We start from the raw sequence: 14,247 nt of genomic DNA, 5'->3' as shown, positions 1-14,247 counted from the left end.
CTCCGCTTATCACCGGACACCCGCCGTCGCCTACGATCGCCAGGGAACCCCGCTTCCTCGCGGGCGCCCGCACGCCAGACCGAAGAACCCCGCACGCAAGAAGAACCCCGCACGCCCCGCACGCTTCAAGGATCCGGAGAACCACATGATCGGCCTCGTTCTGGCCGCAGGCGCCGGACGCCGTCTGCGCCCGTACACCGACACCCTTCCCAAGGCCCTGGTGCCGGTGGACGGCGAGCGGACCATCCTCGACCTGACCCTGGGCAACTTCGCCGAGGTCGGTATCAAGGACGTCGCCATCGTGGTCGGCTACCGGGCCGAGGCCGTGTACGAGCGCAAGGCGGCCCTGGAGCAGAAGTACGGCCTGACCCTCACCCTGGTCGACAACGACAAGGCCGAGGAGTGGAACAACGCCTACTCCCTCTGGTGCGCCCGCGCCCTCTTCGCCGAGGGCCTGCTGCTCGCCAACGGCGACACCGTCCACCCCGCCTCGGTGCAGCGCACCATGCTGGACGCCAACGCCCGGCTGACCGCCGAGGGCCGGGCCCCCGGCATCCTGCTGGCGCTGGACACGGTGAAGCAGCTCGCCGACGAGGAGATGAAGGTCGTCGTCGACCCGGCCCTGGGCATGCGTCGGATCACCAAGCTGATGGACCCGGCCGAGGCCACCGGCGAGTACATCGGGCTGACCGTGATCAACCCCTCCGCCGCCGAGGACCTCGCCTCCGCGCTGCAGGCCACCTTCGAGCGCGACCCCGACCTGTACTACGAGGACGGCTACCAGGAGATGGTGAACCGGGGTCAGCGCGTTGACGTGCAGCCCATCGGCGACGTGTCCTGGGTCGAGATCGACAACCACGAGGACCTCGCCAGGGGACGGGAGATCGCGTGCCGGTACTGACCCGACTGGTTCCCTCGCCGCTGGTCGTCGACATCCGCACCGGCGCGCTGAACGACCTCGGCACGATCCTGGCCGACCAGCGGATCTCCGCCTCCGGACGGCTCGCGGTCGCGGTCAGCGCCGGTTCCGGAGCCGCCCTGCGGGAGCGGCTCGCCCCGCAGCTGCCCGGCGCCGACTGGTACCCGGTCGCCGGCGGCACCCTGGACGCGGCGGTCACCCTGGCCGACCAGATGCGGGCGGGCCACTACGACGCGGTGGTCGGCCTCGGCGGCGGCAAGATCCTCGACGCCGCCAAGTACGCCGCGGCGCGGGTCGGCCTGCCGATGGTCGCGGTGGCCACCAACCTGGCCCACGACGGGATCTGCTCCCCGGTCTCCACCCTGGACAACGACGCCGGACGGGGCTCCTACGGGGTGCCCAGCCCGATCGGCATCATCGTCGACCTGGAGGTGATCCGGCAGGCGCCGCTGCGCTTCGTCGCGGCCGGGATCGGCGACGTGGTCTCCAACATCTCCGCCTGCGCCGACTGGGAGCTCTCCAAGCGCGAGACCGGCGAGCAGGTGGACGGTCTCGCCATAGCGATGGCCCGCAGCGCCGGGGAACTGATGCTGCGGCACCCGGGCACCATCGCCGACGACACCCTGCTGATCGCGCTCGCCGAGTCCCTGGTACTGTCCGGCATCGCCATGAACATCAGCGGCAGCACCCGCCCCTCCAGCGGTGGCTGCCATGAGATCAGCCATGCGCTGGACATCCTCTACCCGACCCGATCCGCCCAGCACGGCGAGCAGTGCGGGCTGGGTGCGGCCTTCGCCACCTACCTGCGCGGCGACACCGCGCTCGCCGGGCAGATGGCCGACGTCCTCAGCCGTCACCACCTGCCGGTGACGGCAGCTCAGATCGGTTTCAGCGACGAGGAGTTCGTCGCCGCGGTGCACTACGCTCCGCAGACCCGCCCAGGACGGTTCACCATCCTGGAACACCTCGACCTAGACCCCACAGCCATCCGGGACGCGTACACCGACTATGTCAAACACGTCAGCTCCTGAACGTACCCCTGCCAAGGGCAGCAAGCCCACGATCGCGGAGTTCCGCGCCGTGGCCCACCCCGAGGGCATGCTCGAACGGCGGTCCGGCGAGCACTGGGCCGGTCGGCTCTACATGCGAAAGATCTCGTCCCGGGTCACCCGGCACCTGATCAACGCACCGGTCAGCCCCAACCAGCTGACCTGGCTGATGATGATCACCGGCGTCCTCGGCGGCGCCGCGCTGCTGATCCCCGGCCTGACCGGGGCGGTGCTCGCGGCCCTGCTGATCCAGACCTACCTGGGCCTGGACTGCGTCGACGGCGAGCTGGCCCGCTGGCGCAAGCAGACCTCGACCACCGGCGTCTACCTGGACCGGGTCGGCCACTACGTCTCCGAGGCGGCGCTGCTCACCGGCGCCGGCCTGCGGGCCGCCGACCTGTTCAAGCACAGCGGCAGCAGCATCAACTGGATGTGGGCCTTCCTGGGCACCCTGGCCGCCCTCGGCGCGATCCTGATCAAGGCCGAGACGGACCTGGTGGACGTCGCCCGGATCCGGCGCGGCCTGACCGCGGTCGAGGACTCCGCCTCGGTGCCGCGCGCCTCCGGCGTGGCGCTGGCCCGCAAGCTGGTCGCCTCGCTGAAGTTCCACCGGCTGATCGGCGGCGTCGAGGCCTCGCTGGTGCTGCTGGCGGCCGGAATCGCCGACTTCGCGCACGGGGACCTGTTCTTCACCCGGCTCGCCGTCGCCGTGCTGGCCGGGATCGCGGTGCTGCAGACCGTGCTGCACCTGGTCAGCATCGTCATGTCGAGCAGGCTGCGATGAGCGCTCAAACAGCTGAAGGGGAGCTGCGACTGGGCGCGGTCGTGCTCACCCAGGGCACCCGGCCGGTCGAGCTGAAGGCGCTGCTGGACTCCGTCGCGGTGCAGCAGGGTCCCGCCGTCGAGGTGGTCGTGGTCGCCAACGGCGTCCCGCTGCCCGCGCTGCCCGAGGGCGTGCGCGGGATCGAGACGCCGGATAACCTCGGCATCCCCGGCGGGCGCAATGTCGGCATCGAGGCCTTCGGCAAGGACGGCTCCGACGTCGACGTGGTGCTCTTCCTCGACGACGACGGCCTGCTGCCGCAGGACGGGGACGCCGAGCGGATCCGCGCCGCGTTCGCGGCAGAGCCCCGGCTCGGCATCGTCAGCTTCCGGATCGCCGACCCGGAGACGGGGGAGACGCAGCGCCGCCACGTCCCCGGATCAGGGCCGCCGACCCGCTGCACTCGTCCAAGGTGACCACCTTCCTGGGCGGCGCCAGCGCCGTCCGCAGCCAGGTCTTCGCCACCGCCGGGCAGCTCCCCGCCGACTTCTTCTACGGCCACGAGGAGACCGACCTGGCCTGGCGGGCGCTGGACGCGGGCTGGGACATCGAGTACCGCGCCGACATCCTGCTGTACCACCCGAAGACCCCGCCGAGCAGGCACGCGGTCTACAACCACAACATCGCCAGGAACCGGGTGTGGCTGGCCCGGCGCAACCTGCCGGCCGTCATCGTCCCCGTCTACCTGGGGGTCTGGCTGCTGCTCACGCTGGCCCGGCGGCCTTCCGGCCCGGCGCTGAAGGCGTGGTTCGCCGGCTTCGCCGACGGCTGGCGGACGCCGTGCGGCCCGCGCCGTCCGATCCGCTGGCGCACGGTGTGGCGGATGACCAGGCTGGGCCGCCCGCCGGTGATCTGACGAGGCGGCACAAGGAAGCCCGCTCTGCTGACATATGCCCGCTTTGGCGGTATATGTACTGCCGAGCGGGCTGGATCATGAGAACGTCGGTGAGTGACCGAGCACACCGGCGTTGTCGCGGCTTCCAGGGCTGAGGGGCCGAGCCCCGCCCTCAGCCCCGCCGAGCTGGCGGCGAAGTACGGCCTCACCGTCAGCGGGCGGCGGCCGAGCCTCGCCGAGTACACCCGGGAGCTGTGGTCGCGGCGCCATTTCATCCTGGCGTACGCGACCGCACGGGTGTCCGCGCTGTACACCACCGCGCGGCTGGGCTCGGCCTGGCAGGTGGTGACACCGCTGCTGAACGCCGCCGTCTACTATCTGATCTTCGGTGTGCTGCTCGGCACCAACAAAGGCATCCCCAACTTCATCGCGTACCTGTGCACGGGTGTCTTTGTGTTCCAGTTCACCCAGTCCGCGGTCATGGCCGGCACCCGGTCCATCGCCGACAACCTGAACCTGGTCCGGGCACTGCACTTTCCCCGGGCCTGTCTGCCGATCGCCGCCACGGTGATCCAGCTGCAGCAGCTGCTGTTCTCCATGATCGTGCTCGTGGCGATCATCCTGGGCACCGGCGAGCCGGTCACCCTCCGCTGGTTCCTGGTCGTCCCGATCCTGGTGCTGCAGACCCTGTTCAACGCCGGGCTCGCGCTGATCCTGGCCAGGATCGGAGCCAGGACCACCGACCTGTCGCAGCTGATGCCCTTCGTCATCCGCACCTGGATGTACGGCTCCGGCATCTTCTGGAGCGTCAGCAACATCACGTCGGGCCATGCGTCCTGGGTGGCCACCCTGCTGAACCTCAACCCGGCGCTGCTCTTCAACGAACTGATGCGCTACGCCCTGATGGACTCGGTGTCGGCCGACTCCATCCCGCACCACTCCTGGCCGGCAGTCCTCGGCTGGTCGCTGCTGGTCTCGGCCGGCGGCTACGTGTTCTTCTGGAGAGCCGAGGAGGAGTACGGCCGTGGCTGACCCCGGGCCGGGTCACGCGTCGTCGAACGGGGAGCGCACGCCGACGGTGATCGTGGACGACGTCCACATCGTCTACCGGGTCTACGGCGGCGGGGCCGGCAAGGGCTCGGCGACCTCCGCGCTGTCCCGGATCGCCAAGCGCAGGACCTCCCCGGCGCTGACCGAGGTGCACGCGGTGCGCGGCATCAGCTTCACCGCGTACCGGGGCGAGGCGATCGGGCTGATCGGCTCCAACGGCTCCGGCAAGTCGACCACGCTCTCGGCGGTGGCGGGGCTGCTGCCGACCGCCTCGGGGGCGATCTACACCGACGGGCAGCCCTCGCTGCTCGGGGTGAACGCGGCGATGATGAGCGACCTGACCGGCGAGCGCAATGTGGTGCTGGGCTGCCTGGCGATGGGCATGACCTATGCCGAGGTGCGCGAGAAGTACCAGGAGATCGTGGACTTCTCCGGGATCAACGCACGCGGTGACTTCATCTCGCTGCCGATGCGCACCTACTCCTCCGGCATGGGCGCCCGGCTGCGCTTCTCGATCGCGGCGGCCAAGACCCACGACGTGCTGCTGATCGACGAGGCGCTGTCGACCGGCGACGCCTCGTTCCAGCGCCGCAGCGAGGCCCGGATCAAGGAGCTGCGCCAGGAGGCGGGCACGGTCTTTCTGGTCTCGCACAAGAATTCGGCGATCCGGGACACCTGCGACCGGACGATCTGGCTGGAGCACGGCGTGATCAGGGCCGACGGCCCGACCGAGGAGGTCATGTCCGCCTACGAGACCTTTATGAAGGACCGGAAATAGCCCTGGTCGGCTCGTGTGTCAGCTCTCCCCGCCGCCGTAGCGGTGGGCCAGGTTGGGGTCGTCCAGCCACCAGGGGCGCAGGCCCTGCTCCGGATCCGCCGGGGCCGGCACGTCCGCTGACACAGCTGCCGCCCCTTGTGCCGCCGCCTTGGCCGCCGTCTCCTGGTCCAGCTGCAGGTCCACCTCGACCGTCCTGGCCCGCTCCTCGCGGATCACCCGGACGATCAGCGCGACCAGGAAAGGCACCCCGGCGATGTCGCCGAGGCCCCAGAGCACTGCTCCGCCCCAGGACTGGTCGGTGCGCGGGGACATGCCCCAGGGGCGGCCCAGCGCCGCCCAGTAGTGCGGGATCAGCAGGGTCGAGCCGAACACCAGCACGAAGCCCAGGGCCGCGTCGAAGATCACCTCGGCCACGGTGATGGCGACCCCAGCAGCGGGTGGTAGTGCCGGGCCACCGGGTCGATCTGCAGCCGGGGCCAGAAGTAGGCGAGGCCCAGCAGCACGAACCCCACCTGGAACAGGATGTTGAAGCCGGTGCTGGTCAGCGAGAGCCGGTACCAGGGGGTGAAGTACAGCAGCCACGGTGGCACGATCAGCACCACCGTCGACACCAGCGGGAACATCAGCACCTGCGCGGCCCGTCCGCGCACCGCCGCGCGCAGCCGCTCGCGGCGGTCCGCAGGGGCGGCCTCGACCAGCACGGTGACCGGGGCGCCCATGGCGAGCAGCAGCGGCACGACCATCAGCAGCAGCACCGACTGCACCGCCCGGTCGGTGAACAGGACCTTCTCGTAGACGCCGAGGCCGGCGCAGGTGGTGAACACCCACAGCGCCATCCCGAGCAGGAACGCGACGGTACGGCCGACCGGCCAGGACGTCCCGGCGGCGCGCAGCCGGGACACCCCGAACAGGTATCCGACCGTCCCGAGGAAGGCGATCGCCAGCACCACCGGCTCCAGCTGCCAGGAGCTGAAGACCCGGCCGAAGGTCCAGGCCGGGGGCCCGGAGTAGGCCGCTGCCAGCTGCATGTCCATCACGCCGTATCTCTTCCCTGCCGTGTCGTACCGCGTCGTGACTGCCTTGTGCCTCGGATCAGTCCGCCGTCCGATTGTGCTCCTGGGCGTGGGGCGATCTTCAGCCGGGGCCGTTGTCGGTGCCGAGCGGTAGGTTATTGCCGTACCTCTGTCGCCCCACGGAAGCAGCCAACCGATGACCGTTCGCGTCGCCACCTGGAACATCAACTCGGTCAACGCCCGGCTGCCCAAGCTGGTCGAGTGGCTGGGCTCGGCCGCGCCCGACGTGGTGTGCCTGCAGGAGCTGAAGTGCACCACCGACGCCTTCCCCTTCGACGCGGTCCGCGAGCTCGGCTACGAGACCGCCGCGCACGGCAACGGCCGCTGGAACGGGGTGGCGATCCTGTCGAAGATCGGCCTGGACGACGTGGTTCGGGACCTCCCGGGGCAGCCCGGCTACCTCGCCGACGACGCCGCCACCGAGGACGCGCTGATCGCCCCCGAGCCGGAGCAGGAGGCCCGCGCCGTCGCCGCGACCTGCGGCCCGGTCCGGATCTGGTCGGTGTACGTGCCCAACGGGCGAGAGGTCGACCACGCCCACTACGCCTACAAGCTGGAGTGGCTGGCCGCGCTGCGCGAGGCCGTCCGCGAGGACACCGCCGGGGCGCGCCCGTTCGCCGTCCTCGGCGACTTCAACGTCGCCCCGACCGACGACGACGTCTGGGACGTCAGCAAGTTCGTCGGCGCCACCCATGTCACCCCGGCCGAGCGCCAGGCCCTCGCCGACCTGCGGGACGTCGGGCTGGCCGACGTCTTCCCGCGCCCGCTGAAGTACGACCACCCCTTCACCTTCTGGGACTACCGGGGGCTGGCCTTCCCGAAGAACTACGGCATGCGGATCGACCTGACCTACGCCAACAAGGCCTTCGTCGAGGCCGTCAGCGACTCCTACGTCGACCGCGAGGCCCGCAAGGGCAAGGGCGCCTCGGACCACGCCCCGGTGGTCGTCGACCTGGCGCTCTGACCTGCTTCTGAATCCGGCCCTGGCTCCTGGTTCTGAGCCCGCCGCAGGATGCCGGTGGCGAGCAGGTACTGGGCCGTCAGATAGGTCGACATCACCCAGAAGCCTGCCGCCGGCAGCTGCGGCCAGTTCGCCAGGTCGGTCGCGATCAGGCTGTCCGAGAGCAGGAACAGTCCGCCGCCGAGTCCGGTCCGCAGCCCCGCGCAGGCGGAGCTGACGGCGGTGGCGGTCAGCAGCAGGCTGTAGACCGCCAACGGGATCCGCAGCCCGGCGTCCAGATCCGGCCAGAGCAGGGTGATCAGCACGGCCCAGACCACCGCGTACGGGGCCGCCGTCCGCAGCAGCCGGGCCCGGTCGCGCAGCGCGCCGGTGCGGACGAAGTGCGTCACATAGCAGGCGTGGGCGATGGCGAATCCGCCCATGCCGACCAGGAACCAGCTGCCGCCGAAGATCAGGAACAGGTCCCCGGCGCAGGACGCCAGCAGCGCGCCCAGCAGCAGCCGCGGCGCGGCCAGGCCGACCGCCGGGCCGACCGCCAGCGCGAGGGCGGGCATCAGCAGCGGCTTGGTCAGATCCGCGCCCAGGGAGACCCCGATCAGGATCAGCACCAGATGGACCCCGCCGAGCAGCAGATAGCCGAGCATCGGCCGGGTCTGGAGGGATCGACGGGCGCCGAGGGATCGACCGGCCCGGAGGGACTGGATCACGCGGCGACCTGCTGCTTCGCGGCGACTGGGACCTCGGCGGAGCCGGCCGGCTGCCAGCCCGGTCCCCGGAACAGGTAGCCGGCCCGCTCGCGCCAGCTGCGGGCGGCGGCCAGGTCGCGGCCGATCGCGGCGTACTCATGGGTGGCGACCCGGAGCGGGTTGTAGGTGGTGATGTTCTTGGTCAGCCCGTAGACCGGCCGGTCGGTCTCGGCGGTGAAGGAACGGAACAGCCGGTCCCAGACGATCAGGATGCCGCCGAAGTTGCGGTCCAGGTAGCCGCCCTGCGAGGCGTGGTGCACCCGGTGGTGCGAGGGGGTGTTGAACAGCCACTCGATGGGCCGGGGCAGGGTGCCGATCCGCTCGGTGTGGATCCAGAACTGGTAGACCAGGTTGACGGAGGAGCAGAAGGCCACGGCGGCGGGGGAGACCCCGAGCACGATCAGCGGCAGGTAGAAGATCCCGAAGCTGAGGTCGGTCCAGGGCTGCCGCAGCGCGGTGGAGAGGTTGTAGTGCCGGCTGGAGTGGTGCACCACGTGCTGCGCCCACAGCAGCCGGATCCGGTGGGTGGAGCGGTGCGCCCAGTAGTAGCAGAGGTCCTGGCCCAGCAGCATCAGCGGCACCGTGGTCCACCAGTGCAGCGGCACCCGCAGCGGGGTCGCCGCGTAGAGCAGGTTGTAGAGCGCGAACGCCGGAAGCTTCCAGCCGAGGTTGGTCACCAGGCTGCCGAGCCCCATGGCCAGGCTGGTCGCGGTGTCCCTCTTCGCATACCCCTGCTCGTCCTCGTCCGGATGGACGAAGAAGGAGACGATCTCCACGATCGTCAACAGAACGAACGCGGGGACGGACCAGAGCACGGCATCGGGCAGGTTCGGCATGCTGGGGAGCGTAGAACGGCGAGACTTCCCTGCATAGGGCTTGTTACCCACCCGTAGGAAAATCTCCCCGCAGTCCTTCCCGTGGAAGTTCCATTAGAGTGAGGACATGGCAGACCCCAAAGACGGACCATCCAGGCAGCCCGCGGAAACGAGTGCGATTCCGGGGGAGGGGCCGACGATGACCGTCAGCACCTCCCTGCACAAGGGCACCGTGGACGCGGTGCGGGCCAGGGTCGGCAAGCGGGAGTTCTCCCGCTATGTCGAGGAGGCCGTCGTGCGCCGTATCGCCCGGGACAAGCTGGGTGAACTCCTCGACGACTTCGAGCGGATCAACGGTCCGGCGGACCGTCAGGCCGTCGATGACGCCCGTGCCTTCCTGCGCGGCGAGACATGCGGCGAGACGACTGGCGAGCAGACCGGCTCGGCTGCGTGATCCAGAGCCTTGTCCTGGACGGCGAAGGGCTGTCCCAGGCGGTACGGCGCACCCGCGCGGTGCAGAACTGGCTGCAGGCGGCCTGGGCCGAGGACATTCCGGTGGTGACCAGCGCTGCCGTTCTGGTCGAGGTCGTCCACGCGAAGATCGACCGCTCGGCGCTGCGCTGGACCAGATCGAGGATCACCGTGGAGCCGGTCACCGAGGCTGTCGCCGCGACTGCGTCGGACCTGCTCCTGGAAGCCGGACTGCATGGCCACAAGTACGCCATCGACGCGATGCTTGCGGCCACCGCACTCGCGCGTCCTGGTCAGGTCGCCCTGCTGACGAGTGATCTCGACGATATGACCAAGCTCCTCGGCAAGCATCCCCGGATCCAGCTCCGCGCCCTGTGAGCTGAACCCTGTGAGCTGAACCCGGGGAGGCGGGTGGTCTCACCACACCCGGACCGAACCTCCGGTGGCGAAGGCCGGGCTGGTGGCGTTCGGTGGGGGAGTGGGGAGGGTTGGGCGACCTCGGCGACCAGGGGGCCGACCTTGGTGGCGAGGGCGTCCAGGGCGGGGAGGTCGAAGCCGTAGACCCTGGCCGCGTTGCCGCCGACCATGGCCGACACCTCCTGGTACGGCAGCCCGGCGTAGGCGGTGCGCAGGGCCTCGGTGGTGTAGGGGAAGGTGCCCTCGTCGTGGGGGAAGTCGCTGCCCCACATGATCTTGTCCAGCCCGATCCGCTCGCGCAGCGGCACCTCATGGGCGCGCATGAAGCTCGCGCCGACGAAGCAGTTGCGCTCCCAGACCGCGCGCGGACCCGCGCCCATCGCCTCGGCCAGCCCGGCTCCGAACTTGGACTCCGCCGTCGAGGCCCGGGTGGCCGCGCCGACCAGGCGCTGGTGGTAGTAGTCCAGCATGTCCAGCACGCCGGGGATCCAGCCCGAGCCCTGCTCGGTCAGCACCAGCCGCAGCCCGGGGAAGCGCCGGAACGCCCCGCCGAACACCAGGTGCCACAGCGCGCGGTGCGAGAACCAGGTGGTCTCCACCATGAACACCGCCCGCGCGGCCGGCTCCTCGCCCAGCACCGGACCGGCCGAGCCGCCGTGGTGGTTCACCGGCACGTCCAGCTCCGCGCACACCGCCCAGAGCGGGTCGTACGAGGCCGAGTACAGCTCGGGGACGGGCGAGCCCGGCGGCACCCCCGGCAGGACCACGCCGCCAGTCAGCCCGGCCGCCCGGCAGCGGCGGACCTCGGCGACGGCGGCGTCCAGATCGCCCAGCAGGATCTGGAAGGTCCCGGCCCGGCGGCCGGGGGCGAGCGCGCAGAAGTCCGCCATCCAGCGGTTGTGCGCCTGCAGCCCGGCCAGGCGGAGCTCGTACTCCTCGGCGGTCGGCTGGGCCGCGGTCAGCGAGGTGCTGGGGTAGAACGGCGGGACGGTGTTGGGGAACACCACCTCGGCGACGATGCCGTCCTGCTCCAGCTCGGCGAGCCGGCGGCCGCTGTCCCAGTTGCGGTCGGCCTCGGGGGCCTGGAGGTCGGCGAAGGGATTGACGTACGCCGCCGCCCAGGCGTCGAAGGCCTCGTGGTGCCGCGAGGCCAGGTAGGGGCGGTAGTCGAGCAGGTCGGCCCCGGCATGGCAGTCGGCGGAGATGACGGTGTAGCGCTCGGGGGTTTCTTCCTGACGACCCGTCACAACAGAGTCGGTCACAGCGTCCTCCCCTCGGTGGGCGCGGCGGTGCCGATGAGGGGGAAGTCATGGCCCGTCAGCCAGTGCCGGCCGACCTCGCGGGCCGGCGCCCAAGCGGCCTCGACCGCCGACTGGTCCTCGGGCTGGCCCAACTCGGCCGGGGTCGGGCCGATCCGCTGGGCGATCGGCCGCAGCTTGTCCAGGTCGAAGCCGAAGACCTCGGCGCAGGACAGCCCCAGCATCTGCCGGGTCTCGGCGACCGGGATGTCGTGGAAGGTGGTCCGCATCCACTGCCGGGTGTTCGGCCAGGTCCCCTCCGGGTGCGGGAAGTCGCTGCCCCAGCAGATGTTGCCGACGCCGATCTCATAGCGCTGCGCCAGCTCGCGCCGCTTGGTGTTGGTCGCGGCGATGAAGCAGTTGCGGTCCACGTACGCGCTCGGGGCCATGGTCAGCTCCGAGAACGGTGACAGCTTCTTTCCGCCGTGCGCGCCCAGGTAGAGCCGGTCCATGAACCACAGCAGATTGGGCAGCCACCAGCAGCCCGACTCGGCGACCCCGAACCGCAGCCCGGGGAAGCGCTCGAACACCCCGGACCAGAGCAGGAACCAGAGCGGACGGGAGGGCCAGAAGGTCACCTCGGTGACATAGATCCCCAGGTGGTCGCCGTACTCATGGCGCGGGGCCGCGCCGGAGTGGGTGAGCACCGGCATGCGCAGCTCCTCGCAGACCGCCCAGACCGGGTCGTAGCGGCGGTCGTGATAAGGCGCTTTGTCGACCCACATGGCCGGGATCATCACGGCGCGCAGCCCAGATGCGTGCGCCCGGCGCACCTCCGCCACGACCGCCCCCACCTCCCCGGTGATCGGCAGCAGCGCCACCCCGGCGTGCCGCTCCGGGTTGGCGCCGTCCGCGACCATGTCCGCCAGCCAGCGGTTGTGCGCCTTGGCCCCGGCCAGGCCCAGCACCGGATCCTGGTCCCCGCTCAGGCCGAGCCCGACGCCGAAGGGCGCGGCGGTGGTGCTGTCCACGGCGTCCGCGTCCGGGAACACCACCTCGCCGGCCACGCCGTCGCCGTCCAGCTCCTTGGCCCGCTGCGCCGCGTCCCAGCCGCCGCGCAGGCCCTCCTCGTGGTCCTCGAACCACTTCTGCGCGAAGGCCTCGTTGCGGATCCCGAGCCGGGTCGACTGCTCGCGCCGCTGCTCCGCCTCGGCCAGGAAGCCGTCGAAGGCGGCATGGTGCGCGGACTCCAGGTACGGGCGGTACTGCTCGGTCGGCAGGCCCGCGTGGCAGTCCGAGGAGACCACCAGATACGGTTCCGCGTAACCTTCCTGACTGTTCGTCATCACTCCTCCTCCAGGATGAAGCGCTCCAGGTAGCCGGGGTTGGCGCGGTCCAGCATCGACTGGGACCTGGCCCGGATCTGCCGGTCGCTGTGCTCGCTCGCGGGCAGCATCCAGAACCGGTCCGCCCTGATCCCGTCCACGACCGTCCCGGCCACCGCCTCGACCGGGGTGAACTCGATCTGCTGCCCCGCTGCCTCCATCGCCGCCTCCCACTGCGCCAGGCTGCGGTAGGGGGTCCGCCGCGGCCGCTCCTTGGCGAACCGGTCCGGACGGTTGCGGTGCGACTCCCACAGCCCGGTCCGCAGCATGTGCGGGCCGGGGAACAGCACGGACGCGCCGATCTGGGCCTGCTCGGCGCGCAGATGCGCGTACAGCGACTCGGTCATGGTGACCACGGCGGCCTTGGTGACGGCGTAGACGGAGGCGGTCGGCAGCGGCGCGATGCCGCCGTCCGCGGACGAGGTGTTGACGATGTGGCCGGGCGCACCGGCCGCCAGCATCCGCGGCACGAACGCCTGGATGCCGTGGAACACACCCCAGACATTGACCGCGAAGGCCCACTTCCAGTCGTTGGGCTCGTGCTCCCACATCCGGCCCTCGGCGCCGGACCCCACCCCGGCGTTGTTGCACAGCACATGCACCGCGCCGAAGGCCCCGTACGCCGCGTCCGCCAGGGCCTCCACACTGTCCCGCTCGGAGACGTCCACGACCCGGCCGACCGCCTCGGCGCCGCGCTCGCGCAGCCCGGCGACGGCCTTGTCCAGCGCGGGCTCCTCGACGTCGGCGAGGACCACCTTGAGGCCCTCGGCGGCGAAGCGCTCCGCCAGCGCCAGGCCGATCCCGCTCGCCGCCCCGGTGACCACGGCGACCTGTCCCGGCAGCAGTTCCATCACTCGCCCCCGGCCGGTGCCATCGGTGCGTCCAGCACCTGCATCGGGTCGTCGTAGCGCTGGTGCACATACGGCAGCAGGGCCTGCGGGCTGACCCGCTCCACCACCCGGCCGCGCTGGTCGGAGGTCTTCTCGCCGATGGTGATCTCCAGCAGCCGGTGCACCGGCAGGTCCGCCACCGGGTCGAACGGCGACTCCCGGAGGATCACCTCGCCGTCGATGCCCTCCAGCCGCCGGATCCGCTCATTGCGGGTGCAGTGCACCAGCACCGGGTCCAGGTCGAAGCCCTCGCCGTCCACGGCGGGCAGGAACTTCAGGTAGAAGTCCAGCTTCCGGGTCGGCTCCGGCACCGGCAGTTCGCCGGTGACCCGGCCGCTGACCTCGACAAAGGTGATGCCGTGCCGGGTGAGCGTGGCCCGGACCCGGTCGCCCCCCTGGTCCTCCACGCGCTCGACCGCGATCTCGCCCAGCTTCTTGGGCTCGCCGAAGACCTCGCGGCCGCCGATCAGCGCCCGCTCGGTGCTCATCGGCATCACCAGCGGATACCAGCCGGTGTGCGCGCCGTGCTGCGCGCTGACCGCGAACGAGCCCGCGCCCAGCGGTGAGCCGAACAGGTCGACCTGGCTGATGTTCACCCGCACCAGCGCCTGCTCGGCCGGCTTCAGCGGCGGCGGCAGCACCTGGGCGACCGCGTCCGGGTCGGTGGTCCACACCGCGACCACCCCGGTCGACCAGATGTCGGGCAGGACGGCGCGGCTGCCCTTCGCCGCCGCGATGTCGGCCTCGGAGCGCGGGCCGTAACGTACTCGTGCCATGGCTGAACCACCCTCTCGTCG

The 14,247-nt window shown here is 70.9% G+C and carries 13 protein-coding genes and 3 pseudogenes; 9 read left to right on the top strand and 7 right to left on the bottom strand.

All coding sequences use genetic code 11. The annotated features are described in order from the left end of the window. The first annotated feature begins 145 nt into the window (after positions 1-145). The 6 genes and pseudogenes from ACXKR8_RS09655 to ACXKR8_RS09630 all read left to right on the top strand — a co-directional run bounded on the left by ACXKR8_RS09655 (position 146) and on the right by ACXKR8_RS09630 (position 5,454). Complete coding sequence (locus ACXKR8_RS09655) at positions 146-901, top strand: phosphocholine cytidylyltransferase family protein (RefSeq protein ID WP_458272489.1); 756 nt, start codon at positions 146-148, stop codon at positions 899-901. Continuing rightward, positions 889-1,950, top strand: a complete 1,062-nt coding sequence (locus tag ACXKR8_RS09650; RefSeq protein ID WP_458272488.1) for an iron-containing alcohol dehydrogenase family protein — start codon at positions 889-891, stop codon at positions 1,948-1,950. Before ACXKR8_RS09655 ends, ACXKR8_RS09650 begins: the two co-directional genes overlap by 13 nt. A 67-nt stretch (positions 1,951-2,017) precedes the next feature. Further along, positions 2,018-2,752, top strand: a complete 735-nt coding sequence (locus tag ACXKR8_RS09645) for a CDP-alcohol phosphatidyltransferase family protein (RefSeq protein WP_458274936.1) — start codon at positions 2,018-2,020, stop codon at positions 2,750-2,752. Next, a pseudogene (locus ACXKR8_RS09640) lies at positions 2,749-3,647 on the top strand (glycosyltransferase family 2 protein). The gene ACXKR8_RS09645 and the pseudogene ACXKR8_RS09640 overlap by 4 nt, the downstream one beginning before the upstream one ends. Positions 3,648-3,740: 93 nt before the next feature. Next, on the top strand, positions 3,741-4,658 hold the full coding sequence (locus ACXKR8_RS09635; RefSeq protein WP_458272486.1) for an ABC transporter permease: 918 nt from the start codon (positions 3,741-3,743) through the stop codon (positions 4,656-4,658). Next, positions 4,651-5,454: an ABC transporter ATP-binding protein gene (locus ACXKR8_RS09630; RefSeq protein ID WP_458272485.1), complete on the top strand. Its 804-nt coding sequence runs from the start codon at positions 4,651-4,653 to the stop codon at positions 5,452-5,454. The genes ACXKR8_RS09635 and ACXKR8_RS09630 overlap by 8 nt, the downstream gene beginning before the upstream one ends. An 18-nt stretch (positions 5,455-5,472) precedes the next feature. Here the strand turns inward: ACXKR8_RS09630 and ACXKR8_RS09625 are convergent. Then, positions 5,473-6,482: pseudogene (locus ACXKR8_RS09625) on the bottom strand (cytochrome c oxidase assembly protein). Between the two features lie 181 nt (positions 6,483-6,663). Here ACXKR8_RS09625 and ACXKR8_RS09620 point away from each other — a divergent pair. Continuing rightward, positions 6,664-7,491: an exodeoxyribonuclease III gene (locus ACXKR8_RS09620; protein WP_458272483.1), complete on the top strand. Its 828-nt coding sequence runs from the start codon at positions 6,664-6,666 to the stop codon at positions 7,489-7,491. Here the strand turns inward: ACXKR8_RS09620 and ACXKR8_RS09615 are convergent. Both ACXKR8_RS09615 and ACXKR8_RS09610 read right to left on the bottom strand, forming a co-directional pair. Then, a complete protein-coding gene (locus ACXKR8_RS09615; protein ID WP_458272482.1) occupies positions 7,416-8,195 on the bottom strand; it encodes a lysoplasmalogenase in 780 nt (259 codons plus the stop codon). The two genes, ACXKR8_RS09620 and ACXKR8_RS09615, sit on opposite strands and share 76 nt — an antisense overlap. Then, complete coding sequence (locus ACXKR8_RS09610) at positions 8,192-9,070, bottom strand: sterol desaturase family protein (protein ID WP_458272481.1); 879 nt, start codon at positions 9,068-9,070, stop codon at positions 8,192-8,194. Before ACXKR8_RS09610 ends, ACXKR8_RS09615 begins: the two co-directional genes overlap by 4 nt. Before the next feature lie 178 nt (positions 9,071-9,248). Between ACXKR8_RS09610 and ACXKR8_RS09605 the strand changes: the two genes are divergently transcribed. Both ACXKR8_RS09605 and ACXKR8_RS09600 read left to right on the top strand, forming a co-directional pair. After that, positions 9,249-9,503: a hypothetical protein gene (locus tag ACXKR8_RS09605; RefSeq protein WP_458272480.1), complete on the top strand. Its 255-nt coding sequence runs from the start codon at positions 9,249-9,251 to the stop codon at positions 9,501-9,503. Then, the gene (locus ACXKR8_RS09600) at positions 9,500-9,898 is read left to right on the top strand and encodes a type II toxin-antitoxin system VapC family toxin (RefSeq protein ID WP_458272479.1); all 399 of its coding nucleotides are present in this window, start codon (positions 9,500-9,502) and stop codon (positions 9,896-9,898) included. The genes ACXKR8_RS09605 and ACXKR8_RS09600 overlap by 4 nt, the downstream gene beginning before the upstream one ends. A 39-nt stretch (positions 9,899-9,937) precedes the next feature. On the opposite strand, the pseudogene ACXKR8_RS09595 reads toward ACXKR8_RS09600, so the two are convergent. The 4 genes and pseudogenes from ACXKR8_RS09595 to ACXKR8_RS09580 form a co-directional block, all read right to left on the bottom strand. Beyond that, positions 9,938-11,184: pseudogene (locus ACXKR8_RS09595) on the bottom strand (amidohydrolase family protein). 11 nt (positions 11,185-11,195) lie between these two features. Further along, a complete protein-coding gene (locus ACXKR8_RS09590) occupies positions 11,196-12,521 on the bottom strand; it encodes an amidohydrolase family protein (RefSeq protein ID WP_458272477.1) in 1,326 nt (441 codons plus the stop codon). Continuing rightward, entirely contained in the window at positions 12,521-13,411 is an 891-nt protein-coding gene (locus ACXKR8_RS09585; RefSeq protein ID WP_458272476.1) for an SDR family NAD(P)-dependent oxidoreductase, read from the bottom strand. The genes ACXKR8_RS09590 and ACXKR8_RS09585 overlap by 1 nt, the downstream gene beginning before the upstream one ends. Next, the gene (locus ACXKR8_RS09580; RefSeq protein WP_458272475.1) at positions 13,411-14,226 is read right to left on the bottom strand and encodes an acetoacetate decarboxylase family protein; all 816 of its coding nucleotides are present in this window, start codon (positions 14,224-14,226) and stop codon (positions 13,411-13,413) included. Before ACXKR8_RS09580 ends, ACXKR8_RS09585 begins: the two co-directional genes overlap by 1 nt. Between the last annotated feature and the right edge of the window lie 21 nt (positions 14,227-14,247).

Source organism: Streptacidiphilus sp. PAMC 29251 (assembly GCF_054208735.2).
This window is presented reverse-complemented; position numbering and strand designations above follow the sequence as displayed.

Bases quoted from the DNA above. Each gene is read 5' to 3' on its own strand.
- ACXKR8_RS09610 (WP_458272481.1), bottom strand. From the start codon at position 9,070: ATGCCGAACCTGCCCGATGCCGTGCTCTGGTCCGTCCCCGCGTTCGTT.
- ACXKR8_RS09645 (WP_458274936.1), top strand. From the start codon at position 2,018: ATGCTCGAACGGCGGTCCGGCGAGCACTGGGCCGGTCGGCTCTACATG.
- ACXKR8_RS09580 (WP_458272475.1), bottom strand. From the start codon at position 14,226: ATGGCACGAGTACGTTACGGCCCGCGCTCCGAGGCCGACATCGCGGCG.
- ACXKR8_RS09620 (WP_458272483.1), top strand. From the start codon at position 6,664: ATGACCGTTCGCGTCGCCACCTGGAACATCAACTCGGTCAACGCCCGG.
- ACXKR8_RS09590 (WP_458272477.1), bottom strand. From the start codon at position 12,521: ATGACGAACAGTCAGGAAGGTTACGCGGAACCGTATCTGGTGGTCTCC.
- ACXKR8_RS09605 (WP_458272480.1), top strand. From the start codon at position 9,249: ATGACCGTCAGCACCTCCCTGCACAAGGGCACCGTGGACGCGGTGCGG.
- ACXKR8_RS09655 (WP_458272489.1), top strand. From the start codon at position 146: ATGATCGGCCTCGTTCTGGCCGCAGGCGCCGGACGCCGTCTGCGCCCG.
- ACXKR8_RS09585 (WP_458272476.1), bottom strand. From the start codon at position 13,411: ATGGAACTGCTGCCGGGACAGGTCGCCGTGGTCACCGGGGCGGCGAGC.